Source organism: Shewanella sp. SM21 (genome assembly GCF_025654335.1).
Classification (GTDB): Bacteria; Pseudomonadota; Gammaproteobacteria; order Enterobacterales; family Shewanellaceae; genus Shewanella; species Shewanella oncorhynchi.
Genome location: NZ_JAKKRL010000006.1, coordinates 98,421 through 124,868 on the forward strand (window position 1 = coordinate 98,421; position 26,448 = coordinate 124,868).

The 26,448-nt window shown below is 45.7% G+C and carries 21 protein-coding genes; 6 read left to right on the forward strand and 15 right to left on the reverse strand.

From position 1 onward, the window contains the following. Window positions 1–6: 6 nt before the first annotated feature. A complete protein-coding gene (locus tag L5L94_RS09420) occupies window positions 7–702 on the reverse strand; it encodes a 2OG-Fe(II) oxygenase (RefSeq protein WP_131523317.1) in 696 nt (231 codons plus the stop codon). A gap of 118 nt (window positions 703–820) precedes the next feature. Between L5L94_RS09420 and L5L94_RS09425 the strand changes: the two genes are divergently transcribed. Continuing rightward, window positions 821–2,083 (forward strand): HD-GYP domain-containing protein, encoded by a 1,263-nt coding sequence (locus L5L94_RS09425; RefSeq protein WP_028759711.1) that lies wholly within the window; start codon window positions 821–823, stop codon window positions 2,081–2,083. Window positions 2,084–2,258: 175 nt separating this feature from the next. On the opposite strand, the gene corA is transcribed toward L5L94_RS09425, so the two are convergent. From corA to cobB, 4 genes are all read right to left on the reverse strand, one after another. After that, window positions 2,259–3,206 carry a magnesium/cobalt transporter CorA gene (gene corA, locus L5L94_RS09430; protein ID WP_105252689.1) on the reverse strand — a complete coding sequence of 316 codons (948 nt, stop codon included), beginning with the start codon at window positions 3,204–3,206 and terminating at the stop codon, window positions 2,259–2,261. A 127-nt stretch (window positions 3,207–3,333) separates the two neighbouring features. Then, window positions 3,334–3,705: a hypothetical protein gene (locus L5L94_RS09435; protein ID WP_263162802.1), complete on the reverse strand. Its 372-nt coding sequence runs from the start codon at window positions 3,703–3,705 to the stop codon at window positions 3,334–3,336. Between the two features lie 330 nt (window positions 3,706–4,035). After that, on the reverse strand, window positions 4,036–4,485 hold the full coding sequence (locus L5L94_RS09440; protein ID WP_263162804.1) for an ATP-binding protein: 450 nt from the start codon (window positions 4,483–4,485) through the stop codon (window positions 4,036–4,038). Then, window positions 4,482–5,213 (reverse strand): Sir2 family NAD+-dependent deacetylase, encoded by a 732-nt coding sequence (gene cobB, locus L5L94_RS09445; RefSeq protein ID WP_028759707.1) that lies wholly within the window; start codon window positions 5,211–5,213, stop codon window positions 4,482–4,484. The genes L5L94_RS09440 and cobB overlap by 4 nt, the downstream gene beginning before the upstream one ends. A gap of 257 nt (window positions 5,214–5,470) precedes the next feature. Between cobB and fur the strand changes: the two genes are divergently transcribed. After that, entirely contained in the window at window positions 5,471–5,902 is a 432-nt protein-coding gene (gene fur, locus L5L94_RS09450; protein ID WP_028759706.1) for a ferric iron uptake transcriptional regulator, read from the forward strand. A gap of 83 nt (window positions 5,903–5,985) precedes the next feature. Here the strand turns inward: fur and L5L94_RS09455 are convergent, their stop codons facing one another. From L5L94_RS09455 to sdhC, 10 genes are all read right to left on the reverse strand, one after another. Then, window positions 5,986–6,483, reverse strand: a complete 498-nt coding sequence (locus L5L94_RS09455) for a GNAT family N-acetyltransferase (RefSeq protein ID WP_263162808.1) — start codon at window positions 6,481–6,483, stop codon at window positions 5,986–5,988. A gap of 95 nt (window positions 6,484–6,578) precedes the next feature. Beyond that, window positions 6,579–6,986 carry a nucleoside diphosphate kinase regulator gene (gene rnk / locus L5L94_RS09460; protein ID WP_028759704.1) on the reverse strand — a complete coding sequence of 136 codons (408 nt, stop codon included), beginning with the start codon at window positions 6,984–6,986 and terminating at the stop codon, window positions 6,579–6,581. A gap of 399 nt (window positions 6,987–7,385) precedes the next feature. Continuing rightward, the gene (gene sucD / locus L5L94_RS09465) at window positions 7,386–8,258 is read right to left on the reverse strand and encodes a succinate--CoA ligase subunit alpha (RefSeq protein WP_028759703.1); all 873 of its coding nucleotides are present in this window, start codon (window positions 8,256–8,258) and stop codon (window positions 7,386–7,388) included. Further along, window positions 8,258–9,424 carry an ADP-forming succinate--CoA ligase subunit beta gene (gene sucC, locus L5L94_RS09470; RefSeq protein WP_006081976.1) on the reverse strand — a complete coding sequence of 389 codons (1,167 nt, stop codon included), beginning with the start codon at window positions 9,422–9,424 and terminating at the stop codon, window positions 8,258–8,260. The genes sucD and sucC overlap by 1 nt, the downstream gene beginning before the upstream one ends. 105 nt (window positions 9,425–9,529) lie before the next feature. Then, a complete protein-coding gene (gene odhB, locus L5L94_RS09475; RefSeq protein WP_006081977.1) occupies window positions 9,530–10,720 on the reverse strand; it encodes a 2-oxoglutarate dehydrogenase complex dihydrolipoyllysine-residue succinyltransferase in 1,191 nt (396 codons plus the stop codon). Between the two features lie 31 nt (window positions 10,721–10,751). After that, window positions 10,752–13,583, reverse strand: coding sequence for a 2-oxoglutarate dehydrogenase E1 component (gene sucA, locus L5L94_RS09480; RefSeq protein WP_198572331.1), 2,832 nt, complete (start codon window positions 13,581–13,583; stop codon window positions 10,752–10,754). A gap of 214 nt (window positions 13,584–13,797) precedes the next feature. Beyond that, on the reverse strand, window positions 13,798–14,505 hold the full coding sequence (locus tag L5L94_RS09485; RefSeq protein ID WP_028759701.1) for a succinate dehydrogenase iron-sulfur subunit: 708 nt from the start codon (window positions 14,503–14,505) through the stop codon (window positions 13,798–13,800). Between the two features lie 11 nt (window positions 14,506–14,516). Continuing rightward, on the reverse strand, window positions 14,517–16,283 hold the full coding sequence (gene sdhA, locus L5L94_RS09490) for a succinate dehydrogenase flavoprotein subunit (RefSeq protein ID WP_011847025.1): 1,767 nt from the start codon (window positions 16,281–16,283) through the stop codon (window positions 14,517–14,519). Continuing rightward, window positions 16,284–16,631 (reverse strand): succinate dehydrogenase, hydrophobic membrane anchor protein, encoded by a 348-nt coding sequence (sdhD, locus tag L5L94_RS09495; protein WP_028759700.1) that lies wholly within the window; start codon window positions 16,629–16,631, stop codon window positions 16,284–16,286. After that, window positions 16,625–17,020 carry a succinate dehydrogenase, cytochrome b556 subunit gene (gene sdhC, locus L5L94_RS09500; RefSeq protein WP_012089416.1) on the reverse strand — a complete coding sequence of 132 codons (396 nt, stop codon included), beginning with the start codon at window positions 17,018–17,020 and terminating at the stop codon, window positions 16,625–16,627. The genes sdhD and sdhC overlap by 7 nt, the downstream gene beginning before the upstream one ends. 414 nt (window positions 17,021–17,434) lie before the next feature. On the opposite strand from sdhC, the gene L5L94_RS09505 reads away from it, so the two are divergent. The 4 genes from L5L94_RS09505 (at window position 17,435) to L5L94_RS09520 (ending at window position 26,392) form a co-directional block, all read left to right on the forward strand. Beyond that, complete coding sequence (locus L5L94_RS09505; protein WP_105252697.1) at window positions 17,435–18,721, forward strand: citrate synthase; 1,287 nt, start codon at window positions 17,435–17,437, stop codon at window positions 18,719–18,721. Between the two features lie 298 nt (window positions 18,722–19,019). Continuing rightward, complete coding sequence (locus tag L5L94_RS09510) at window positions 19,020–20,084, forward strand: efflux RND transporter periplasmic adaptor subunit (RefSeq protein WP_105252698.1); 1,065 nt, start codon at window positions 19,020–19,022, stop codon at window positions 20,082–20,084. A 12-nt stretch (window positions 20,085–20,096) separates the two neighbouring features. Continuing rightward, window positions 20,097–23,348 carry an efflux RND transporter permease subunit gene (locus L5L94_RS09515; RefSeq protein WP_263162811.1) on the forward strand — a complete coding sequence of 1,084 codons (3,252 nt, stop codon included), beginning with the start codon at window positions 20,097–20,099 and terminating at the stop codon, window positions 23,346–23,348. Further along, entirely contained in the window at window positions 23,345–26,392 is a 3,048-nt protein-coding gene (locus L5L94_RS09520; protein WP_263162814.1) for an efflux RND transporter permease subunit, read from the forward strand. Before L5L94_RS09515 ends, L5L94_RS09520 begins: the two co-directional genes overlap by 4 nt. Window positions 26,393–26,448: the final 56 nt, after the last annotated feature.

Consider the following 26,448-nt stretch of genomic DNA (forward strand, 5'->3'; position numbering starts at 1 on the left):
ATACTATCAGGCAATCACCGCATATAACTGTTCGGCTCGATTAAACATGATCCAAGAAGTGGCAATATATTTGTCACCACTCACAGGTTTATTTCCCCGATGTGAATGAGTAAATCCCGCAGGCGCTATCACCATAGTGCCTTTTTTGGGGGAGATTTTACGCTGTTGATAATAAAATTCGGTTTCGCCGCCCTCTTCCACATCATTTAAATAAAACATATAGAGCACGACGCGATGCAGAGCTTCATTGTGGCCATTCTGCGGGAATTGTTCCGAATGCCAATGGGGATAACCGCCTTTATTTTGCTGATATTTTTGAATATTAATACTGCCACTGCGATACAAATACTTCACTAAGCCATCAGCCCTAGGTGCGCCCAGCGTCGCAAAATTAGTCGGAGTTAGCGTCACTGGTTGGCCCTGCTCATCACTCACTGACACAGCAACCGCACCCATTAATGCCATTGAATACTTTGTGAAATAATCTACCGCGCCCTTTAAGGTATAACCTAAGAGTTCGTTTCTGATAGGCTGCAGGTCGACGAAACTATCTAAGGTCAAATCGCGGCTGATCTTCTTCTCCAAATCGACGCCATTGCCCGTATGTCCATCAACAACGCCAGCATGTTGCTCAAATGCCAGAATGAGACGGTCACACAAGTCATTCGGCAACGCATTAGGGTATACTTCAATAAAGTCCATACTTCCTCAATGGAGTGGCTACTTTCTAGGCTTACTATGCTGACATGTTAGTTAAGTAATTGTAAAGCAGCATCATTGAGATAAAATAACCCACATTACGCTTCACGATAACAAGAATATGAAAAAAAGCTGTAAAGTTTCAGTCCATCAACTTCAAGTCGGCAACTTTGTGCGTTTGCCCGTGGCTTGGAAAGATCATCCCTTTTTATTCAGTAGCTTTCATATTAAACAAGCTGCGCAAATCGAGTTGATTAAAAATCTGGGCATCGAACATGTCATCGTCGATTTAGAACGCAGCGACGTCGCCCCGATACATGCTGATGCGGTCAACCCTATCAAATTGCCGCCAAGTGCTGAAATCAATGTGCTTAAAAACGACATGGATCAATACAAGGCTGAGCAAATCGAAGTACAAAAAAAATTACGCCGTGACATTAATAAAACTGAGCAAAATTTTACCCGCTCAGTAGCCATGATGCGCAGCCTCATCTCTAAGCTACGTAATCGCCCCTTAAATGCGGTCGATGACGCCAAAGATTTGGTGCACACAATAGTCGAACAGCTGCTCAACTCAGATAACTTAGTGCTGCATTTGATGAGTGATGCTAAGCAGGATGAAAGCATTTACTACCACTCCTTAAATGTTGCGATCCTCTCTATGCTGATCGCCAAAGAAATGGAATGGGATAGAAGTGAAATCGAAACGGTCGGTCTCAGTGCCCTGTTCCACGACGTGGGTAAATTAAAAATCCCACCACAAATTCTAAAAAAATCGACACCTTGGTCAGCACCAGAGCTTAATTTTATCAAGCAGCATCCTTTACTTGGGATTGAACTGCTCAAATTAGCCGATAATTTTCCCCAAGCAGCCTTACCTGCAATCACCAATCACCACGAGTTTCTCGATGGCAGTGGTTATCCCAAAGGCCTAAAGGAAGAGGCTCTCGATAAGGTATCGCAACTGATTGCGGTAGTGAACGAATATGACTCCTTGTGTTACCCAAGCCAACAGGGCAAAGCCAGAATGCCCTACGCCGCACTGGGGCATTTGTATAAGCAATACAAAACTAAGCTAAATCAAGAGTATATTGGAAAGATGATCAAGATGCTGGGCATTTATCCCCCCGGCAGTGTGGTGGAATTATCCAGCGGTCAATATGCCATGGTGATGTCGGTTAACTTAACTAAACTGCTATGCCCTAAGATATTGGTTTACGATGCGTTAGTTCCTAAAGACCAAGCGCCTATCGTTGATCTGGAAATTGAAGGGATCAGCATAGTGCGCTGCTTACCACCTGCGGCGCTTCCTGAAAAAGTCCACGAGTATCTAAATCCACGCGAGCGAGTGAGTTACTACTTTGGCGGCGATAGTCGTAAGTAATTGATTAAGAAACTGGCTTAACGATTATGCCTAACGAGCTTCACTCATTTAAGCAAAGTCATCGAGTCTCACTCATTGAATGAACATGATTAAATAAAAGTGATAACAATAAGGGTCGAATATTGCATTCGCCCCTTATTTTTAATTCGAGAAATCAACACAGCTAGCGCCAGACTTATAACCAATGCTTACGTTTAAAGAAGAAATAAGTACCTGCGGCACTGGCTAACATCATCACAATCGCCATAGGGTAACCGTATTGCCACTCAAGCTCAGGCATGCTGGCAAAGTTCATCCCATAACTACTGGCAATCAAGGTCGGTGGCAGAAACACCACAGCGGCAACCGAGAAGATTTTGATGATTTTGTTCTGCTGCAGACCACTGAAACCCATGGCCGCATCGAGCAGAAAGTTTAACTTATCGAAAATAAACTGACTGTGGGGCATCAGCGACTCGATATCCGACAACATTTCCCGCAAGTCCTTTAAATGTTCATCGGATAACTGGCCACGATAATAACGCTGCATATAACGCAGTGAACGCTGAGTATCGAGCAAACTTAATCGAATTTTACCATTAGAGTCTTCTTGCAGAGTGATGAGCTTAAATACATCGTCAAGTTCATCGTTATCAAATACTTGCTCACCGACATTTTCAAGTACAGTGTAAACGTCTTCAATTAAGTCAGATAGATAATCCACTTTCAGATTAAATAACTCGAGAAACAATTCCTGCGGTGTCGATACTTCTAACCGTCCCAAACGCAAGTAGTTACGCAGTAAACGGATAAGACCTACGTCTTCTTCACGAATTGTCAGTAAAAAATTGCTACGAAGGTTAAAGGAAACGTTAACGCCGCGCACATCTTGGCCGACACGCTGTGGGAATAACGAATTAATATGCAAGCCGTCACTGTTTTGATAAAAACGTGCTGAGGCCTCAATTTCATTGATATCTTCTTCGTCAGGCACTTCTTCAACAGAAAAATGACTTAACCACTCTCGCTCCTCATCATCGGGTTTATACAGATCTAACCAAATGGTCGACGCGGGAATACTGTCCAGTATGCCGAGCTCTGTCACAGTAAGGTGACGATTATCATAGACATAAGCAGTAATCATTTGTCCTCCTGAAAAAAAACTTAAGTTAACGATTCCACTTAAGTGCAGGCTAAAAAATTGTCGCTAGTTTACCGCATAAGTTGGCAATGAAAAGGCGTGCAAGGTAATTTAGTAAAATAAATATGCCTTAATCGGTTTCGATAATTGCCAACCGTTCTTGGGTCGAAAAGCGAATATGGATGCCATCGATAGTGACCATTTTCGAGTCTGAGATATCCCCTTTTCGCACACGATACTCGCCGTTATTGTCGGCATTCGGTGACACAATTCTCACAGTGACAATTCTATGCTGATCGCGCCAATACCAAACACTGTAACTCAGTAGGCTAAATCCAATCACCACAAACACACCCGTCAACAGGTATCGGCGCCACAGCAGTTCACTAAAACGCTTTGAACTGAGATTAACTGCCAGAGGTTCAATCTGACGCTTGCGTTTCACCAGTAAAAACCAAGCGCCAGCAATGACTAAGACTGTTAGTAAAATTTTAATGAGCATGGCTCTTTCCTCTGATAAACGTCCGCTTGTGCTCAATGGTCTCGATCAAGCCAGCAGCAATCTTGCATTGACCCTTCAATGCCACACAAGTTAGCGCATTATACGCAGACTTATGTGGATAAACTGTCTTTGGGATCAAGCTTAAAGTGCACAGTCAAATAGACAAGGCGAATGTACGAGCCATACACATACACATGCACATAGACATAGACAAAGCAGAACGTTGAAACAGAGTACAACAGACTTATGACAGGGCGAAAACACTGCGGGACCCATACCTAAAATTGATTGCTACAGATCACAACACTCAACATAAGTAAGTACCTGAAATTAAAAATCTTCAAATACCTTCGCCATCCGCTGAATTTGTGCCAAAGGAACGCAGTGGCGATTGCGTTTCGCGCATTCCTGCTGATGAGCCAGACTGCTTGGTTCACCCACAAGCACAATTCTAACTTGATAACCTAAGGCTTTTGCCGCCGCTTCATAGGCCATGTATTCCCAGTGGCACAGATTGGTATTATCACAAATCACCACAGGCTCGCTTGAAGAAAGTGCCTGAATAAACCCCGTCAAATTACATTGATGAAACTCAGGTAATTTCTTGGCATCGAAACGGTATTCATCTTCATGGTAGAAAAAACTATCGGTCGAAAATACGCCACGTTGCCGCACGCCAATGGCTTTTTCTAAAGGAAGGGAAAGAATGTAAGTTTCAACCCAATGTGACTTACCACTGCCCGGTAAGCCACGCATTATAATCGCAACTTTTTCGCTCATGTGTTCGACTCACTGCCAATCACTCGACCCGCTAAAATGGTATCAACCAACTGAGGCACTAACTCCCCCGCTTTTCCTGTGAGGTGATATTGAAACTGACTGTGTCTATCGGGTGCCATCATATTCACTTCGACTGTTTGAGCCCCATGATGGTTAGCTGTATCCACAAAGCCCGCGGCAGGATACACAGTGCCAGAGGTGCCAATGGCAATAAACAAGTCGCAGTTATCGAGCGCATCGTGAATTCGATCCATCCCTAAGGGCATTTCACCAAACCACACCACATGGGGGCGTAATCGCTGAGCCGGAATACAACAAGTACAGCAATTATCGGCACCAAAGGGCTCACGTAAAATAAAGGTCTGACGTGAGCGCGGACAACGGCCTTTGGATAATTCACCGTGCATATGCAATAAGCGGCGCGAGCCCGCACGCTCATGCAGATCATCAATATTTTGTGTGATGATAAGTAATTGACCTTTAAAGTCCGCTTCCAACTTTGCCAAGGCCACATGCGCTGCATTGGGCTCAACCGTGCCACTGTGCAGTTGCAACCAACGACTATTGTAAAATCGCTCTACCAATTCAGCATCACGCTCATAACCTTCTGGTGTAGCAACGTCTTCAATATGATGCTCTTCCCACAGACCATCTTGATCGCGAAAGGTGCGTAAACCCGACTCAGCAGAGATCCCTGCGCCGGTTAACACCACAATTTGCTGGTACATGCTGATTCCTTATTATTTTATTTATTTGAATTATTCTCACTGACTTTGGCAGCCGTGAATATTATTCCTTGGTATAACCATACAAAAACTATGCTTGAATTGCCGCAAAATATTGTGATTTAACGCCTATTGACACAATTTATCTGCATATCGCCCTAGAAAGCCAGAACAAAGGTTTAAGTTTTCAACCTGAGCACCTATAATGGCAAACACTATCCACGGATGAACCTATTGGTTCTGCAATCAAGAGATTAGCAATGACAGATGGAAATCAAGCGCTAAAAAAAGCGGGTTTGAAAATTACCCTGCCACGAGTCAAGATCCTAGAACTGATGCAAGGACCTGAAAACCAACATATCAGTGCAGAAGATTTGTACAAGAAGCTGCTCGATATCGGTGAAGAAATTGGTCTAGCCACCGTCTACCGTGTGTTAAACCAATTTGATGATGCAGGTATTGTCAGTCGCCATCATTTTGAGAGCGGTAAAGCCGTTTTCGAACTATCGACTCAGCATCATCATGATCACTTAGTTTGCCTCTCGTGTGGCAAAGTGATTGAGTTTTCAGATGAAGTCATCGAACGTCGTCAAGATGAAATTGCCATGAAACACAATATTAAGCTGACTAATCACAGCTTATATTTGTACGGCACTTGCACCAACGATACCTGTGAGCATAACGACGCCTAAGTCGGCCATTGTGTTTATAAAGCATTAAGCAAAAAACCAGCCTAAGGCTGGTTTTTTATTGGATGATGTTTACGGGTAAACCGCTATAACACCTTGGCGTAGATATTCACTTTATGGCCCATAAACTCATTTTGCTCACGCCAATGCATGCCCACACGCTTAGCCACACCTTCAGAACCGAGATTCCCTGCTAAGATAAGTGCAATCGTCTGGTCAATGCCAAAACGTTTAAATTCAGCTAATGCAGCAAATGCGGCCTCAGTACCAATTCCAGTTCCCCAATACTCAGGGAAATAACGATAACCCAGTTCGACTTCGCTGAATTCTGGAATAAATTTCGGACCGCAAAAACCAATCACCCGCTTATCGGCTTTATGCTCTACCGCCCAACGGCCAAAACCATGTTGCTGATAATCGACTTTGATCACCTTGTGAAACAACTCAACCGCCTGCTCGCGAGCTGTAAATGCCGCGGTGGGAATGTATTTCAGCATCGCGGGATTACTGTTCATCAAATAAAGCGCTTCACAATCTTGCTCAGTAAATGGTCGAATAATTAACCGTTCAGTTTGGGTTATCATCTTTGCTCCTTCAAAAATGGCACTTAAAAATCAACCAATGGTTCGCTTAAAGTGCACTGGCGTAACGTCAACGACACTACGCCAATACCTCAAGCTTAACGGTGGAAATCACCACTGCGTTCAGGCTGATACAGGATTTCTTCAATACGCACTTTTACCATAGAACCACCCGGACCTGGCCATTCAATTTCATCACCTTGAGAGAGCCCTAATAATGCGCTGCCTACTGGCGCCAAAATAGAAATCGTGCCCGCGCCGTTCACGTCTTTTGGATACACTAAACGTAAACAGAAAGTCTCATTACTGGATGAAACGCTAAACTTCACTTCTGAATTCATGGTCACCACATTCGCGGGCACCTGTGATGCAGGCACAATATCGGCTCTGTCTAATTCAGCCTCCAATGCCGCTTTGCCCGGAAACGCATTTGCCGGCAGTGACTCCAATAATCGCTCTAGTCTTTCTAAGTCAATTTCCGAAATAATGATTTTAGGTGTTTTCACAGTTTTTCCCTCGTAAAAAATGTGATGTTTAAGCCGTTACTGTGGCTAACATCGACTCTGTTGCTTACCCTCCCCCAATGCGATAAGCCCCATAAAACAAATACGCTCGCAACGATAGACTGCAACCGTGTTAAATAAATTTGAGTTCAAGATTTTTTGCAGAACAGCACTGAAGCCATAAGCACTTAGCTCATGGTTAATGGCTCTACTCACATTATCCTCGCCAATGACACAGACGAGCGCGTAGTAGAGAAGCATCAATCTAACCCGTAGAAGAAAAAATATCTAGTCTTCATGGTGTTAGCTCAATCCCATTCCTGTCATTTACTGCGATTCGCTGCCGAAATTACAGCCAATAAAAAAGGCGCCTTAGGCGCCTTTTATATTCGAAAGGTTAGCTTACCAACCTGTACGAATACGCAGCGCTTTGCCGATATCAGCAAGCGAGCGGACAGTTGTCACGCCCGCTGCTTCTAATGCAGCAAATTTGTCTTCTGCAGTACCTTTACCGCCAGCGATAATCGCGCCAGCATGGCCCATACGCTTACCTGCAGGTGCAGTGACACCCGCAATATAAGACACAACAGGCTTAGTCACGTGTGCTTTAATGAAAGCCGCCGCATCTTCCTCAGCGTTACCACCGATTTCACCGATCATAACGATCGCTTCAGTCTGTGGATCGTTTTGGAACATTTCCAGTACATCAATGAAGCTAGTACCTGGAATTGGGTCACCACCAATACCTACGCAAGTAGATTGGCCGAAACCTTCATCCGTTGTTTGCTTAACCGCTTCATAAGTCAGAGTACCTGAACGAGAAACGATGCCCACTTTGCCTTTTAAGTGGATGTGACCTGGCATAATGCCGATCTTACATTCACCTGGGGTGATAACACCTGGGCAGTTAGGGCCGATCATGCGAACGCCAGTTTCTTCAAGCTTCACTTTAACTTGCAGCATGTCCAGTGTAGGAATGCCTTCAGTGATACAAACGATAAGCTCGATGCCACCGTCGATAGCTTCAAGAATGGCATCCTTACAGAACGGAGCCGGAACATAGATCACAGAAGCAGTCGCACCAGTCGCAGCCACAGCGTCTTTCACAGTGTTGAACACTGGCAGACCTAAGTGAGTTTGACCACCTTTACCAGGAGACACACCGCCCACCATTTGCGTACCGTAATCGATAGCTTGTTGTGAGTGGAATGTACCTTGACCGCCAGTGAAACCTTGGCAAATTACCTTGGTATCTTTATTGATTAAGACAGACATTATTTGCCCTCCGCAGCTTTAACTACTTGCTCAGCCGCGTCAGTTAGACTGGTAGCTGCAATGATATCTAGACCTGATTTAGCTAATACTTCACGGCCAAGTTCAGCGTTAGTACCTTCTAAACGAACCACAACAGGTACTTTAACGCCCACTTCTTTAACTGCGCCGATAATACCTTCTGCGATCATGTCACAACGTACGATACCGCCGAAAATGTTAACCAGAACCGCTTTCACATTGCTGTCAGACAGAATGATTTTGAATGCTTCTGCTACACGTTCTTTCGTCGCGCCGCCGCCTACGTCTAAGAAGTTCGCTGGCTTGCCACCGTGCAAGTTAACGATATCCATAGTACCCATCGCCAGACCTGCACCGTTCACCATACAGCCAACGTTACCGTCTAATGCAACGTAGTTCAGCTCGAACTTAGCAGCGTGAGCTTCGCGGGCATCATCCTGTGATGGATCGTGCATGCCTTTGATTTTTGGTTGACGGTAAAGTGCGTTACCGTCGATACCGATTTTACCGTCTAGGCAGTGTAGGTTGCCTTCAGTGGTAATAACCAGTGGGTTGATTTCAAGCAATGCGAAATCATGATCAACGAACATAGTCGCCAGACCCATGAAAATCTTAGTGAACTGCTTCATTTGAGTTGGGTTTAAACCTAACTTGAAGCCAAGATCACGTGCTTGATAACCTTGTGGGCCAGTCAAAGGATCGATGATTGCAGTGTGGATGAGTTCTGGCGTTTCTTCTGCCACTTTCTCAATTTCAACACCACCTTCAGTCGACGCCATGAACACAACGCGACGAGTCGCGCGGTCAACAACGGCACCTAAGTACAGTTCGTTAGCGATGTCGGTGCAGCTTTCTACTAAAATTTTAGCAACCGGCTGGCCTTTCTCATCAGTTTGATAAGTCACCAGATTTTTGCCTAACCAGTGTTCGGCAAAGGCTCTGATTTCTTCTTTATCGCCAGTGACTTTAACGCCACCTGCTTTACCGCGGCCGCCTGCGTGTACTTGACACTTAACAACCCATAAATTTCCGCCAATATGGCCTGCCGCTTCTACAGCTTCTTGGGCTGTATCACATGCAAAACCTTCTGACACTGGTAAACCATATTCGGCAAATAAGGATTTTGCCTGATACTCATGCAAATTCATGATGATCTATCCGTATACTTCTAATCAAATCCAACTGGCCCGTTTGGGCCAGTCACGAGGGTATGTCTGGCTATTTCTTTAAGCGCAATCTCTTATCGAGTTGTGTTACAGATCAAGCAGCAGACGAGTTGGGTCTTCTAGGAAGTCTTTAATCGCAACCAAGAAACCAACAGACTCACGGCCATCAACAATACGATGGTCATATGAGAGTGCTAGGTACATCATGGGCAGGATTTCAACCTGACCATTGACTGCCATTGGGCGATCTTTAATGGCATGCATGCCTAAAATCGCACTTTGTGGCAGGTTAAGGATCGGTGTAGACATCAGTGAACCGAAAACACCACCGTTAGTCACAGTGAAGTTACCGCCAGTCATGTCAGCCACAGTCAGCTTACCGTCACGGCCTTTAAGGGCTAAGTCACGAACTGCTTTTTCGATTTCAGCTAAGTTCATGGTATCTGTGTCACGTAACACTGGTGTTACCAGACCACGTGGTGTTGATACTGCGATGCTGATGTCGAAGTAGTTGTGATAGACGATATCGTCGCCATCAATAGACGCGTTGACTTCTGGGAAACGTTTCAGCGCTTCAGTCACGGCTTTGATGTAGAAAGACATAAAGCCTAAACGGATACCGTGGCGCTTTTCAAAGATATCTTGGTATTGCTTACGGATATCCATGATGGGCTTCATGTTCACTTCGTTAAACGTCGTGAGCATAGCGGTAGAGTTTTTCGCTTCTAACAAACGGTTTGCGATTGTCTTACGCAGACGTGTCATTGGCACGCGCTTCTCGCTACGGCCAGCCGCTAACGGAGCTACAGCAGGTGCTGCTGGCGCCGCAGCTTTAGGGGCAGACTTAACGAAGGCTTCTACGTCTTCTTTCGTAATACGACCACCCACACCAGTGCCTTTTACTTTGCTGGCATCAACATTGTGCTCTGCCAGTAAACGGCGAACAGATGGGCTTAACGCATCACTGCTTTCATCGCTGGTTTCAGCTGCAGGCGTTGCCGCTTCAGCTTGTGCTTTAGTGACTTCTTTGCCCGATACAGCACCGGCGATAAATTTAGCGATCACTTGTTCACCCAGAACAGTGGCGCCTTCTTCAAATAAGAACTCGCCAATGTGGCCATCTTCTGGCGCAACCACTTCAAGAACCACTTTATCGGTTTCAATATCAACCAGGTTTTGATCACGAGAAACTTGCTCGCCCACTTTCACATGCCAAGTGGCAATCGTGGCATCGGCAACAGATTCTGGTAGTACGGGTACCTTGATTTCGATACTCATGAAAAACTATCCTTTTATAAAATGTCTATTACTACAGTGCGATTGTAAGTTTCAGGGCACTGTTCACTAAAGATTCTTGCTGATGTGTGTGCAACTCAGGGTAACCACACGCTGGTGCAGCTGACGCTTCACGACCAGCATAAGTTAACTGTGCGCCTGCAGGAACCGCGGCCCAGAAATGGTGTTGACTAGAGTACCAAGCACCTTGGTTCTGTGGCTCTTCCTGACACCAAACAAAATCTTTCACATGTTGGTAATCAGCCAAAGCAACGATCATTTCATCATGTGGGAACGGATATAACTGTTCGACACGGATTAACGCTACGTTAGTGATATTTTCTTTACGACGTTTTTCCAGCAGTTCGAAGTAAACCTTACCACTGCAGAAGACAACTCGGTCAACCTTGCTTGCTTCCAACGTATCGATTTCACCGATCACATTTTGGAAACTGCCATTGGCTAATTCTTCCAAGCTTGAAACCGCTAATGGATGACGTAGTAATGACTTAGGCGACATAACGATAAGTGGACGACGCATAGGACGCACCACTTGGCGGCGCAACATATGGTAGACCTGTGCAGGTGTTGAAGGCACACACACTTGCATATTGTGGTTAGCACACATCTGCAAGAAACGCTCTAAACGGGCGCTTGAATGCTCAGGGCCTTGACCTTCATAGCCATGGGGTAACAGCATAGTCAGACCACATAAACGGCCCCACTTCTGCTCACCCGATGACAAGAACTGATCGATTACCACTTGGGCACAGTTAGCAAAGTCACCAAACTGGGCTTCCCAAATAGTCAATCCGCCGGGTTCTGCTGTGGCATAACCATACTCAAACGCCAGTACTGAGGCTTCAGATAATACTGAGTCAGTAATATCAATTGGGCCTTGTTCATCAGCAATATTGCGCAGTGGCATGTAAGTCGTGCCATCGTTTTGATTGTGCAATACAGCATGACGATGGAAGAAAGTACCGCGGCCAGAATCCTGACCTGTAATACGTACACGCTTGTTGTCTTCCAGAATTGAGGCATAAGCCAGCGTTTCTGCAAAACCCCAATCGAGTGGCTTCTCGCCTTTTGCCATCGCTAAACGGTCGCTATAAATCTTAGCAACCCGTGATTGCAATGGATGACTTTCAGGTACATAGCTCAGTTTGTCAGCCAGACTTTGTAAACGCTCAGCCGACATAGAGGCTTGATACGCTTCGTCCCACTCACGACCGATATACGGAGTCCAGTCAACAGAATGCAGCGTCATTGGGCGCCATTCTTTAACCACACAATCACCTTGATCTAATGCATCACGGTAATTATTGATAAGACCAGTCACATCATCAGCTGCCATCACGTTTTCAGCGATTAGCTTGTCTGCATAAATCTTACGTGGCGTTGGGTGTTTCTTGATCTTGGCATACATCAGCGGCTGAGTTGCACTTGGCTCATCGGCTTCGTTATGGCCATGACGGCGATAACAGACCAATTCAACCACCACATCACGTTTGAACTCGTTACGATAATCAACGGCTAACTGCGACACAAAAGCAACGGCTTCGGGATCATCAGAGTTAACGTGGAAAATCGGTGCCTGAACCATCTTAGCGATGTCAGTACAGTATTCAGTCGAACGAGTGTCCGCATGGTTAGACGTCGTGAAACCCACTTGGTTGTTCACTACGATGCGAATACTGCCGCCGACTTTAAAGCCACGGGTTTGAGACATGTTGAATGTCTCTTGCACTATCCCTTGACCTGCAATTGCAGAGTCACCATGAATAGTAATAGGCATGACTTGTAAGCCATCCTTACAACCGCGACGGTCTTGACGGGCACGTACAGAGCCAATCACCACAGGGTTAACGATTTCAAGGTGCGATGGGTTGAAGGCCAGTGCTAAATGCACATTGCCGCCCGGCGTTTCAAAATCAGAGGAAAAACCTTGGTGGTACTTAACGTCACCAGAACCGTGGGTATCAGCATGCTTACCCGCGAACTCGTCAAACAGTTCAGCTGGACGCTTACCTAATACGTTCACTAATACGTTCAGACGACCACGGTGAGCCATACCGACGACGATTTCTTTAGTACCGGCTTCACCTGCACGATAAATAATTTCGCGCATCATAGGCACTAACGCATCACCGCCTTCTAACGAGAAACGTTTCGCACCAGGGAATTTAGCACCTAAGTATTTTTCAATACCTTCTGCGGCGTTAAGGCCTTCAAGAATGCGTGTCTTAACACTTTTATCGTAGTTAGCTTTACCTAAGGAAGGTTCGAGACGTTGTTGGATCCAGCGTTTCTCATCGGTATCGGTAATGTGCATATATTCAGCACCGATAGAACCACAGTAGGTGGCTTTCAGCGCTTTTACCAAATCCGCGAGCTTCATGGTTTCGCCACCATGAGCAAAAGAACCTGTATTAAACTCACGTTCCATGTCTTCTTTAGTCAAGCCGTGGAAGGCAGGATCTAAATCAGCTACGGGTTCACGTTTCCACAATTCGAGGGGATCAAGATTAGCACCTTGGTGACCACGGAAACGATGGGCGTTAATTAATTGCAGGACTTTAACTTGTTTAGCATCCATTTCAGGATCCGTCACACGAGCAGAGCTCTTATGGCGTCCTTCTAACGCTAAACTGCGAAAATAATCACGTACTTTTGAGTGAGCAGCTTCAGGCGCATCAACAGAGGCACCGTTCACAGGAGGGAGATTATCAAATACCGCACGCCAATCATCAGCGACTGACTGTGGGTCTTCTTGATAGGCTTCATACATCTCTTCTACGTAGGTCGAATTTGCACCACTTAAGTGAGATGATTCGAGCCAGGCTTTCATGATGCCTTGGTGCATTTCTATTCCTTTCAAACTTTATACACGTGCTTAGCCATAGTATTAAATATGCAGTCTGTAGAGATTACCTTCGACGCATAATTTCTGCCGCCCCTAGATGTCCAGATATACGGCGCGTTGTCTTCCATTACATACGCAAAAGAGTCACCTTCTGCTACCAGAAAGTGACTCTTCAAGAGCTATATTATTATTGGTTTCAGCTCGGGTTCTCGCATTACACTGCTCGCTTCAACAGCATGGACTTAATATGACCAATTGCTTTAGTCGGATTAAGACCTTTTGGACAAACGTCAACGCAGTTCATGATGCCATGGCAACGGAACACGCTATAGGCGTCGTCCAGCTCAGATAAACGTTCTTCTGTAGCTGTATCGCGACTGTCGATCAAGAAACGATATGCATGAAGCAGACCGCTTGGACCGATAAACTTATCAGGATTCCACCAGAATGATGGGCAAGCCGTAGAACAACAGGCACACATGATACATTCGTACAAACCATCTAAATGAGCACGCTCTTCAGGGGATTGTAAGTGTTCACGAGCGGGTTGTTTCTCATCATTGATGAGGTAAGGCTTGATCTTCTCATACTGCTTATAGAACTGAGTTAAATCAACAACTAAGTCACGAACAACTGGCATACCTGGTAATGGACGTATTTCTAATTTCTTGCCTTTAAAGGTTGAAATTGGGGTAATACACGCCAGACCATTCTTACCATTCATGTTCACGCCGTCTGAACCACACACGCCTTCACGGCATGAGCGACGGAATGACAAAGTCGGATCTTGCTCTTTCAACTTGATCAGTGCATCGAGCACCATCATGTCAGAGCCTTCAGCCACTTCTAAGCTGTAATCCTGCATATACGGTTTAGTATCTACGTCAGGATTGTAGCGATAAACTGCAAATGTCAATTTCATCTTTGCAACTCCTAGTAGGTACGTTTCTTCGGCGGGAATGCTTCACGTAACTTAGGTGCCATGTTCACTGCACGACGATCCATCGTTTCAGTGATTGGGTCAAATAAGCTGTGGCATAACCAGTTCTCATCATCACGCTCTAAATAATCTTCACGTGAGTGAGCACCGCGGCTTTCAGTACGGAAGTTAGCCGCATAAGCCGTGGCGATTGCCGTTGCCATCAAGTTATCTAACTCTAAACATTCAATACGTTGAGTATTGAATTCACGAGAGTTATCAGACAATTTAGCATTTGCAAGACGTTCACGAATCACTTTCAACTGCTCTAACCCTTCAGCCATAGCATCGCCACGACGGAATACAGAGAAGTTTAATTGCATACACAGTTGCAGATCCTTACGGATTTGCGCTGGATCTTCGCCATCTTTGTTGCTTTCCCAACGATTCAGACGAGCCAGAGAAGCTTGAATATCTGCATCACTTGCGTCTTTTGGATCGTCAGTCTCATCCAAAGCTTTACCTAAATGCTGACCCGCTGCGCGGCCAAAGACCACTAAGTCAAGCAGTGAGTTACCACCTAAACGGTTTGCACCATGTACAGATACACAGGCAATCTCACCCACAGCGAACAGACCAATAACATCTTGTTCAGTGCCGTCTTCATTCTTACGAATAACTTGACCACTGACCTTAGTTGGTAGGCCACCCATCATATAGTGACAGGTTGGTAGTACTGGAATTGGACCATCGGCTGGATCGATATGGGCAAAAGTACGAGACAATTCACACACGCCTGGTAAACGTGCTTCTAATGTTTCTTTACCTAAGTGATCAAGCTTCAGTAAACAGTGTGGGCCTAATGGGCCGTCTAAACCACGACCTTCGCGGATTTCAGTCATCATTGAACGTGCTACCACGTCACGTGATGCCAAATCTTTCGCGTTAGGGGCATAACGCTCCATGAAACGCTCGCCGTCTTTGTTCAGCAGATAACCGCCTTCACCACGACAACCTTCAGTCACAAGTACACCCGCGCCGGCGATGCCAGTTGGGTGGAATTGCCACATTTCCATGTCTTGCATTTGCACGCCAGCACGCATTGCCATACCGACGCCGTCACCGGTGTTGATATGTGCGTTAGTGGTCGAAGCATAAATACGCCCTGCACCACCTGTCGCTAGAATCGTTGCCTTAGCTTTGAAATAAACGATATCGCCCGTTTCAATTTCAATCGCAGTACAACCCACAACGGCGCCATCATCGTTTTTAACGAGATCTAATGCATACCATTCTGAGAAGACTTGCGTCTTATGCTTAACGTTTTGTTGGTATAAACAGTGAAGCAAAGCATGACCAGTACGGTCGGCAGCTGCCGCAGTACGCGCAGCCTGCTCGCCACCAAAGTTCTTAGATTGACCACCAAATGGACGTTGGTAAATCGTACCATTTTCGAAACGAGAGAAAGGCAAACCCATTTGCTCAAGTTCAATCACGGCTTCAGGACCGGTTTTACACATGAACTCGATCGCTTCTTGGTCACCGATAAAATCGGAACCTTTCACGGTATCGTACATGTGTTGTTCCCAATGATCTTCATGGGCGTTACCTAACGCAACAGTGATACCACCCTGCGCAGATACGGTATGAGAACGGGTTGGGAATACTTTTGATAAAAGCGCACAGCTTTTACCTTCTTTGGAAATCTGCAGCGCTGCACGCATACCAGCGCCACCGGCACCGATCACTACAGCATCAAATTCGCGTACTGGAATACTCACTTAGACACCCCACACAATAACAATGCCGGCCGCTAAATAACAAAATACGGTAACGACAAAGGTGAACTGTAAAACACCACGTAACGACGTGCACTTAACGTAATCTGTCAGCACTTGCCATACACCAATCCAAGCATGTACTAATAAGGCTACCAGCGTCAGAAGTGTAAACACTTTCATTGGCAGAGCACTAAATAGGCCATGCCAGACGTCGTAGGTGAGAGGGGAACTACATGCAATAAAGCCAACCAAGAAAATGGTGTAACAGGCGAGGATCACTGCACTAGCGCGTAGTAGAATATAGTCATGAACACCACTGCGTCCAAAACTTGCTGCATTGGTTACCATACCCAGATCCCCGCTATGATTGAAAAGGCTACCGTTAAGGCAAATACAGCTTTCGCTGATGCGGCACCCGATGACAATTCTTCCCAACGACCGGTATCCATTACTAAGTGGCGCAGGCCACCAAACAAGTGATAGGCCAGTGCAGTCATAATGCCCCACAGGATAAACTTCATCACAAAGTTATCGAATAGAGACTGTACGCCAGCGAAACTTTCAGCTGATGCTAAAGATGAATTTAGCAACCAAATGAGAATGCCAACTGCGAACAGCATGATGACACCGGAAACACGGTGAAGAATTGACACAATCGCTGTTGCAGGAAAGCGAATGGTCTGCAGATCTAAATGGACAGGTCTTTGCTTTTTCACGTTCTGCTCACTCAGCTCCATTGAGCATTTTTTTTGTTATGTGAACCGCTTTTGTACAAACTTTAAACAGGAGGTTGATCACTGCAAAAGTAAACACAAAAGCAAAGTTTAAACAAACAGTTAACTATCTGAGCACGCACTCATTTAACATGTAAACAAAGGGTGCTTTATAATCGTTGTTTGCGGCCCTTATTGGGCGAGGCAAGTATACTCGCGGCAAATGTCAAATACAAACATCACAGAATGCAAATTATGTTTTTTTGACTATTTTTTACTGTAAGTGCCAGTTACAAATAGAAAAGTAAAGGCTTTTATACCATGGTCTAACAAATTTAAACGCTTATTTAAATTGAAATGTGATCTAGAATGGCTGTAAAGTAATGGCGGTTTGACATGCCGCACTCACAGATAAGAACTAAGTAAGGAGAACGGGGTATGGCTGATTTAAAAGCCAAATTAGAATTACCAGGGAACGACTCGATAGAATTGCCAGTAAAGCAGGGAACCGCTGGTTTTGACGTAATCGATATCAGTAAACTTGGCAGCAAAGGTTACTTTACTTTTGATCCAGGTTTTCTTGCGACTGCCTCCTGTGAATCTGCAATTACCTATATTGATGGTGATCTGGGTATATTGTTACACCGTGGCTATCCAATCGATCAACTTGCCGTTGACTCCGATTACCTAGACCTGTGTTATTTGCTGCTTTACGGTGAACTGCCGACCAAAGCGCAATATACTGAGTTTGTACATACAGTTAAAACCCACACTATGGTTCACGAGCAGCTAGCCTTCTTCTTTAGAGGTTTCCGTCGTGATGCTCATCCTATGGCCATGTTATGTGGTGTGACGGGTGCATTATCTGCATTTTACCAAGACTCTCTGGATGTTAACGATCCACGTCACCGCGAAATCGCCGCTTATCGCTTAGTCTCAAAAATGCCTACGATAGCAGCCATGTGCTACAAGTATTCTTCAGGCCAGCCATTCGTGTACCCACGTAATGACTTAAGCTATGCAGGCAACTTCTTAAGCATGATGTTTGCTGTACCGTGCGAAGAATACGTCGTGAACCCTATTGTTGAACGTGCAATGGACAGGATCTTCATTTTACATGCAGATCATGAGCAAAATGCATCGACTTCAACAGTACGTTTAGCCGGTTCTTCAGGTGCAAACCCATTTGCGTGTATCGCAGCGGGTATCGCATCTCTTTGGGGCCCTGCACACGGCGGCGCTAACGAAGCCTGTTTGCAAATGTTAGAAGAAATCGGTTCAGTAGACCGTATTCCTGAATTCATTGAACGCGCTAAAGATAAAAATGATCCTTTCCGTCTGATGGGCTTTGGACACCGTGTTTACAAAAACTTTGACCCACGAGCCAAAGTGATGCGTGAAACTTGTCATGAAGTGCTGAAAGAACTGAAAGTACAAGATCCACTCTTGGATGTGGCAATGGAGCTTGAGCGCATTGCACTTGAAGACGAATACTTCATTTCTAAAAAGCTGTATCCAAACGTCGACTTCTACTCCGGCATCATTATGAAAGCCATTGGTATTCCAACCAGTATGTTCACTGTGCTGTTCGCACTGGCACGTACTGTAGGCTGGATTGCTCACTGGAAAGAAATGTTAGATCAACCAGGCCACAAAATCAGCCGTCCACGTCAGTTATATACTGGTGAAACTGCGCGTGATTTCGTCGCACAAGACAAACGCTAAGTCCCACGACTTACGCATTAAAAAGCGCCTAAGGGCGCTTTTTTCATTTCAAATAATCCTCTTTTAGACTTCCTTCTCCTGACAAAATACATTGTTGCAATTGCGCACTTGTGTAATCTTAATTAACCGCGTTTAGTTATTCTCATCACTTTTTAAACCTTTTGGCTACATTTGGTAAGAATCACAAATCACACTTAGCCAAAAATACGACTAATAGACTGAAATTAAACAAATTTAAACATTGGCATGGTTTCTGCTATCAACTGGCATCACAATAAAGACAACAGGTAACATTCTTATGGAAAAGTCAAAAATTGCTCAATTCACCCTGCCACTGCTAATGATTTCGATGCTAGCAGCCTGTGGTGAGGAAGAAGTGGTCAAAAAAGAAGAAAAATATGCCATTCCCGTCGAAACCACTACAGTGATGCAAGGAAACGTTTCATCTTTTTACAGTACAACTGCCACCTTAGAAGCGCCACAGGAAGCCAATGTAGTGAGTCGTATATCAGGACTCATTGAATCTCTCGCTGTTGAAGAAGGTGACCGCGTTCAAAAGGGCCAAGTGCTCGCTGTTATTGATGCCAAGAGGCAGCAATATGATTTAGACCGCTCAGAAGCCGAAGTCAAAATCATCGAGCAAGAATTAAATCGTCTGAAGAAAATGAGCAACAGAGAATTTATCAGCGCGGATTCAATGGCCAAACTTGAATATAACTTGCAAGCCGCTATTGCTAAAAAAGATCTCGCCGAACTGCAAGTAAAAGAAAGCCGCGTCCTTTCCCCTATCAGCGGCGTCGTTGCTAAACGCTATGTTAAAGCTGGCAATATGGCGAAGGAATTTGGCGACTTGTTTTATATAGTCAACCAAGATGAACTCCACGGTATAGTTCATCTCCCAGAGCAACAGCTTGCCAGCTTAAAACTCGGCCAAGAAGCACAAGTGTTTAGTAATCAACATAGCAAGAATGCTATCCACGCCAAAGTGTTGCGCATAAGCCCGATTGTGGACCCACAAAGTGGCACCTTTAAGGTGACACTTGCTGTGCCGAATCAAGAGGCGCGCCTTAAAGCTGGCATGTTTACCCGGGTTGAGCTCAAATACGATACCCACGAGAACGTGATTACTGTTCCCTACAGCGCCTTGATTAACCAAGACAACAAACAAGCGCTTTATGTTATTGATGGTACCAATGCGAACCGTCGTGAAGTCGAAATTGGCTACCGTGAAGGTGATTCGGTAGAAGTGATTACAGGTATTAACCCCGGTGAGCAAGTCGTTACCCGTGGCCAGCAAAACTTGAAAGACCAATCCTTAGTCGAAGTGATCACCCCACTCGATCTTGCTTCCGCTAAGAACTGATAGGAGCCTTTCATGTCAATTATCAGCACTTCCGTTAAACGGCCAGTCACGGTATGGATGTTCATGCTGGCAGTGATTTTATTCGGTATGGTGGGATTTTCCCGCCTAGCGGTGAAGTTACTGCCAGACTTAAGCTATCCCACGTTAACCATTCGCACTATGTATGACGGTGCGGCGCCAGTAGAAGTTGAACAGCTCGTCTCTAAACCGATTGAAGAAGCCGTTGGCGTGGTCAAAGGCTTACGTAAAATCAGCTCTATTTCGCGCTCCGGCATGTCAGATGTGGTGCTTGAGTTTGAATGGGGCACAACAATGGATATGGCGAGTTTAGATGTACGTGAAAAGCTCGACACTATCGCTCTACCACTTGATGTTAAAAAGCCCTTATTACTGCGTTTTAACCCCAATCTCGACCCAATTATGCGTCTTGCGCTGTCTGTGCCCAATGCCTCAGAAGCCGATCTCAAACAAATGCGCACCTATGCAGAGGAAGAGCTTAAGCGTCGTTTAGAGGCGCTATCTGGGGTCGCCGCCGTGCGTTTATCTGGCGGCCTAGAGCAAGAAGTGCATATTCAGCTCAATCAAGAAAAACTGTCGCAGCTCAATCTCAATGCCGATGATATTAAACGTCGTATTAATGAGGAAAACATCAACCTCTCTGCGGGTAAAGTGATCCAAGGTGATCGCGAATACTTAGTACGAACGCTAAACCAATTCAACTCATTAGATGAACTCGGCCAAGTGATCGTCTATCGCGATGAGCAAGCTTTAGTCCGTTTATTCGAAGTTGCTACCATCACAGATGCCTACAAGGAGCGTAGTGATATCACCCGCATTGGCAGTCAAGAATCGATTGAACTGGCCATTTATAAAGAAGGTGATGCAAATACTGTCGCTGTCGCCAAAAAACTGCGCGATGAACTCGTCAAAATCAATCAAGACCCTAAGCAAAATAAGCTCGAAGTGATTTACGATCAGTCTGAGTTTATCGAAAGTGCGGTCAGCGAAGTCACCTCTTCTGCGCTGATGGGCAGCTTGTTATCTATGCTAGTGATTTACCTGTTCTTGCGTAATATCATCCCGACACTGATTATTTCTATCTCGATTCCCTTCTCAGTCATCGCCACCTTTAACATGATGTATTTTGCCGATATCAGCTTAAACATCATGTCATTAGGTGGTATTGCCCTTGCCATCGGTCTCTTGGTCGATAACGCCATTGTGGTATTAGAGAACATAGACCGCTGCCGTAGCGAAGGCATGAGTAAATTAGAAGCTGCAGTGACGGGGACTAAAGAAGTGGCAGGCGCAATTTTTGCCTCAACACTCACCACTCTTGCGGTGTTTGTGCCGCTAGTATTTGTGGATGGGATTGCCGGCGCCCTCTTCTCAGACCAAGCGCTAACGGTCACTTTTGCACTGTTAGCATCGCTATTAGTCGCGTTAACGTCCATCCCAATGCTGGCATCACGTGAAGGCTTTAAAACCTTACCCGCGCTGATAAAAACGACACCTAAGGATAAACCCACCACTAGAATGGGCAAGCTTAAACACTATAGTGCGACTGTGTTTTCCTTTCCTATTCTATTAATTGTTAGTTACTTACCCAGTGCACTACTGACCTTAGTGTTGATTTTAGGCCGCTTCTTCTCATGGCTTATTGGTCTAGTGATGCGCCCGTTAAGCTCAGCATTTAACTTTGTCTACCACAGTATTGAGAAGGTTTATTACAAACTTCTGGCCTCGGCGCTGCGCCAACAAAAAGCAACACTGTTACTCACGATTGCAATAACAGGCGCTTGTATTAGCTTGTTACCGCGACTTGGTATGGAGCTTATTCCGCCAATGAATCAGGGTGAGTTTTATGTGGAGATCTTGCTACCGCCGGGTACGGCAGTGAGCGAAACCGACAAGATATTACAGCAACTTGCACTGTCCATTAAAGACAGAGCCGAAGTTAAACATGCTTATAGCCAAGCTGGTAGCGGCGGTTTGATGACTTCGGATACTGCCCGCGGGGGTGAAAACTGGGGCCGCTTGCAAGTGGTGCTTAACGACCACAGTGCCTATAACGCAGTCACTCAAGTATTACGTGATACTGCGCGCCGCATTCCTGAACTTGAAGCGAAAATTGAGCAACCTGAGTTATTCAGCTTTAAAACGCCACTGGAGATTGAACTCACAGGTTACGATTTAAACTTACTCAAACGCAGCGCAGATAGTCTCGTCAAAGCATTATCCGCATCGGAGCGTTTTGCCGACGTGAACACCAGTCTACGTGATGGTCAACCTGAGCTAAGTATCCGTTTCGATCATGCAAGGTTAGCGGCCCTAGGAATGGATGCACCAACGGTTGCGAACCGTATTGCCCAACGTGTTGGTGGTACTGTTGCCAGTCAATACACAGTGCGTGACCGTAAGATTGATATTCTGGTGCGCAGTGAACTCGCGGAGCGGGATCAAATCAGCGATATCGATGCCTTAATCATCAATCCGAATAGCAGTCAGCCTATTGCATTAAGCGCAGTTGCAGAAGTTTCATTGCAATTAGGCCCATCTGCGATTAACCGCATCAGCCAACAACGTGTGGCTCTCGTATCAGCTAACCTCGCCTATGGTGATTTAAGCGATGCGGTGGCACAGGCGCAGCAGATACTATCGCAACAAGTGTTACCCGCATCGGTCCAGGCCCGTTTTGGTGGTCAAAATGAGGAAATGGAGCACTCGTTCCAATCACTCAAAATTGCCCTTATCTTAGCGATTTTCTTAGTGTATTTAGTCATGGCGAGTCAGTTTGAATCACTACTGCACCCCTTGCTTATCCTCTTTGCCGTACCTATGGCATTAGGTGGCAGTGTACTTGGGCTTTATATCACCCAAACTCATTTGAGTGTGGTGGTATTTATTGGCCTTATCATGTTGGCGGGGATCGTCGTGAACAACGCGATTGTGCTTGTGGATCGGATCAATCAACTGCGTAGCGAAGGTGCTCAAAAACTTGATGCCATTCGCGATGCAGCTAAATCGCGCCTACGCCCGATTATGATGACAACCCTCACCACGACCTTAGGCTTATTGCCGATGGCGCTAGGTCTAGGTGATGGCTCAGAGGTGCGCGCACCGATGGCGATTACGGTGATCTTTGGTCTGAGTTTGTCAACATTACTGACCTTAATTGTGCTCCCAGTGCTCTATGCCCTGTTCGACCGTAAAGAATACGCCGTAACTGGCTCACATGTAAACGTAGAGGAGGCTCGCCCATGAACCTCACCCGTTTAGCCATTAAGCGCCCCGTAACCACCAGCATGTTCTTCTTTGCTATCTTGCTGTTTGGTCTCGCCTCGAGTCGCCTATTACCGCTGGAAATGTTCCCCGGTATTGATATCCCACAGATAGTGGTGGAAGTGCCTTACAAAGGCTCGACCCCTGCTGAAGTGGAACGCGATATAACCAAAGTGCTGGAGGAATCCCTCGCGACTATGGGTGGGATTGATGAGCTTGAATCAGAATCCTCCCAAGAAGGCGCCGAAATCGAAATCAACATGAAGTGGGGGGAAAACGTTGCCACTAAGAGCTTAGAAGCGCGGGAAAAAATCGATGCAGTGCGGCATTTACTGCCCAAAGATGTGGAGCGGGTCTTTATCCGACAATTCTCCACCGCCGACATGCCTGTGCTCACCATACGCATCTCAAGTGATCGTGAGCTTTCAGGTGCATTCGATCTACTCGATAAACAGCTCAAGCGTCCACTTGAACGTGTTGAAGGTGTCTCTAAGGTCAGCCTGTACGGCGTTGAGCAAAAGCAAATTGAGGTACGCATCAATGCCGACCGCCTTGCCGCCAGTGGATTTTCAGCCACAGATTTGCAACAACATCTCGGCAGAGAGAACTTTGTGCTGAGCGCAGGTACACTCAGGGCCAGTAATATCGTTTATCAAGTTTCACCTAAGGGTGAGTTTAGAAACCTTGAAGATATCAAAGCACTAGTACTGATCCCCGGATTGACCTTAGGCGATATCGCCGATGTGCAATTTGCCCTACCTGAACGTATCGAAGGTCGACATTTAGATAAGCACTATGCCGTGGGTTTGGATGTGTTTAAGGAATCTGGCGCTAACTTAGTCGAAGTGTCAGACCGTGTCATGAAGGTGATTGAGCTTGCGAAGCAGGACCAACAGTTCCAAGGTATTCGCCTATTTATCATGGAAGATCAAGCCTCTGGAGTAAAATCTTCACTAATGGATTTGCTGCTTTCAGGGTTAATCGGTGCACTGCTGTCCTTTGTCGTGCTGTACTTATTCCTGCGTAATTTGAAAATGACTTTAGTGGTTGTGTCATCCGTGCCTATTTCAATCGGTATGACGCTCGCCGCTATGTATCTACTCGGTTACAGCTTGAATATTCTGTCTATGATGGGACTCCTGCTCGCCGTCGGTATGTTGATTGATAACGCAGTGGTCGTCACTGAGAGCGTACTGCAGGAAAAGCAAGGTAAACACCCTAAAGACAATGAAGAGTCAGTCATGACGGGGGTCGATAAAGTGTCTCTGGCGGTATTGGCAGGCACAATGACAACCGCCATTGTATTTTTACCTAATATTTTTGGCGTAAAAGTCGAGATCACTATTTTTCTAGAGCATGTTGCTATTGCAATTTGTATCTCACTCGCCGCGTCGCTATTGGTCGCAAAAACCTTAATTCCTTTGATGTTGACTAAGTTCCACTTCGACATCGCCCCCGAAAAGGATGCGGGTAAATTACAACGTTTTTACAATAATACCTTAGATTGGGTATTGCTCAGACCTTGGCGTTCAGGCGTGATTGCTGTAGCGATCCTCGCATCCACCGCCCTGCCGCTATCTATGGTTAAACAGGATCAAGAAGACAGCGAGAGCAATGAACGAATCTACATTAACTACCAAGTAGAAGGTCGACATAATCTCAATGTCACTGAGGCGATGATCAACCAAATGGAAGAGTATCTTTATAACAATAAAGAGGAATTCCATATTGATTCTGTCTACAGCTATTATGCCTCTGACGATGGCTCATCGGTGATCCTCCTAAAGAAAGATTTGCCTATGTCAGTGGATGAGTTAAAAAAGAAAATCCGCAGTGGCTTCCCTAAGTATTCCATCGCCAAACCGCAATTTGGCTGGGGCAATGACAACTCTGGCGTGCGAGTCACACTGACAGGGCGCTCAACCTCTGAGCTGATTAATTTGAGCGAGCAAGTTATTCCTTTGTTGCAAAACATCAAAGGATTGCAAGATGTTCGCTCCGAGCTTAATGGCGCTCAGCAAGAAGTGATTATCCGCATTGATAGACAAATGGCGGCGCGGTTAGATTTAAAACTCAATGAAATTGCCTCAAGTATCTCCATGGCACTGCGCGGTTCACCGCTGCGATCCTTCCGCCACGATCCTAATGGCGAGCTACGCATCGAAATGGCCTACGAGAAAGAATGGCAAAAGTCACTTGAGAAACTCAAACAGTTACCCATAGTACGCCTAGACCAAAGAGTGTACACCTTAGATAATCTGGCGAAGATTGAGATCCAACCCCGCTTCGATACTATCAAACACTTCAACCGCCAAACCTCGCTGTCGATTGGGGCTAACTTAGAAAACCTCACCACAGAAGAGGCGCAAACTAAGATTAAGCAAGTGATGGAAAATATCCGTTTCCCCGATGGTTACGACTATTCACTCCGTGGTGGCTTCGAGCGCCAAGATGAAGATCAGAACGTGATGGTGACTAATATGCTCTTGGCTGTCGCGATGATTTATATTGTTATGGCGGCGTTGTTTGAATCTCTACTGTTACCGACGGCGATTATTACCTCAATCCTATTTTCCATCACAGGTGTATTCTGGGCGCTGTTTATCACAGGTACCCCTATTTCTGTGATGGCAATGATAGGTATCTTGATTTTAATGGGGATAGTGGTGAACAACGGTATCGTTCTGGTGGATCAAATCAATCAGATGACACCGGATCTCGACAAATTGTCTGACACCATTCGGGAGGTGTGTATCACCCGTTTGCGGCCAGTGTTAATGACAGTAGGTACAACAGTACTGGGATTAGTCCCACTGGCGATGGGTGATACCCAAATCGGTGGCGGCGGCCCGCCATATTACCCCATGGCAATCGCCATTATCGGTGGCTTATCGTTCTCGACAGTGACTAGCTTGTACTTAGTCCCCCTGTGCTATCAAGCTTTTTATCGGATGCGTCACCGCGCAGCGATTCGCTTAGACCAAGCCGATCACTTTGCGAAAAAACTGTTACCTTGGACGGTTTAGTTGTCTTGGATAGCTGATGTTCTTGAACAGTTCAGCAATCTTCGGCAACTTAATAT

Bases quoted from the DNA above. Each gene is read 5' to 3' on its own strand.
- L5L94_RS09420 (WP_131523317.1), bottom strand. From the start codon at position 702: ATGGACTTTATTGAAGTATACCCTAATGCGTTGCCGAATGACTTGTGT.
- L5L94_RS09425 (WP_028759711.1), top strand. From the start codon at position 821: ATGAAAAAAAGCTGTAAAGTTTCAGTCCATCAACTTCAAGTCGGCAAC.
- corA (WP_105252689.1), bottom strand. From the start codon at position 3,206: ATGATTACTGCTTATGTCTATGATAATCGTCACCTTACTGTGACAGAG.
- L5L94_RS09435 (WP_263162802.1), bottom strand. From the start codon at position 3,705: ATGCTCATTAAAATTTTACTAACAGTCTTAGTCATTGCTGGCGCTTGG.
- L5L94_RS09440 (WP_263162804.1), bottom strand. From the start codon at position 4,485: ATGAGCGAAAAAGTTGCGATTATAATGCGTGGCTTACCGGGCAGTGGT.
- cobB (WP_028759707.1), bottom strand. From the start codon at position 5,213: ATGTACCAGCAAATTGTGGTGTTAACCGGCGCAGGGATCTCTGCTGAG.
- fur (WP_028759706.1), top strand. From the start codon at position 5,471: ATGACAGATGGAAATCAAGCGCTAAAAAAAGCGGGTTTGAAAATTACC.
- L5L94_RS09455 (WP_263162808.1), bottom strand. From the start codon at position 6,483: ATGATAACCCAAACTGAACGGTTAATTATTCGACCATTTACTGAGCAA.
- sucD (WP_028759703.1), bottom strand. From the start codon at position 8,258: ATGTCTGTCTTAATCAATAAAGATACCAAGGTAATTTGCCAAGGTTTC.
- sucC (WP_006081976.1), bottom strand. From the start codon at position 9,424: ATGAATTTGCATGAGTATCAGGCAAAATCCTTATTTGCCGAATATGGT.
- odhB (WP_006081977.1), bottom strand. From the start codon at position 10,720: ATGAGTATCGAAATCAAGGTACCCGTACTACCAGAATCTGTTGCCGAT.
- sucA (WP_198572331.1), bottom strand. From the start codon at position 13,583: ATGCACCAAGGCATCATGAAAGCCTGGCTCGAATCATCTCACTTAAGT.
- L5L94_RS09485 (WP_028759701.1), bottom strand. From the start codon at position 14,505: ATGAAATTGACATTTGCAGTTTATCGCTACAATCCTGACGTAGATACT.
- sdhD (WP_028759700.1), bottom strand. From the start codon at position 16,631: ATGGTAACCAATGCAGCAAGTTTTGGACGCAGTGGTGTTCATGACTAT.
- sdhC (WP_012089416.1), bottom strand. From the start codon at position 17,020: ATGGAGCTGAGTGAGCAGAACGTGAAAAAGCAAAGACCTGTCCATTTA.
- L5L94_RS09505 (WP_105252697.1), top strand. From the start codon at position 17,435: ATGGCTGATTTAAAAGCCAAATTAGAATTACCAGGGAACGACTCGATA.
- L5L94_RS09510 (WP_105252698.1), top strand. From the start codon at position 19,020: ATGGAAAAGTCAAAAATTGCTCAATTCACCCTGCCACTGCTAATGATT.
- L5L94_RS09515 (WP_263162811.1), top strand. From the start codon at position 20,097: ATGTCAATTATCAGCACTTCCGTTAAACGGCCAGTCACGGTATGGATG.
- L5L94_RS09520 (WP_263162814.1), top strand. From the start codon at position 23,345: ATGAACCTCACCCGTTTAGCCATTAAGCGCCCCGTAACCACCAGCATG.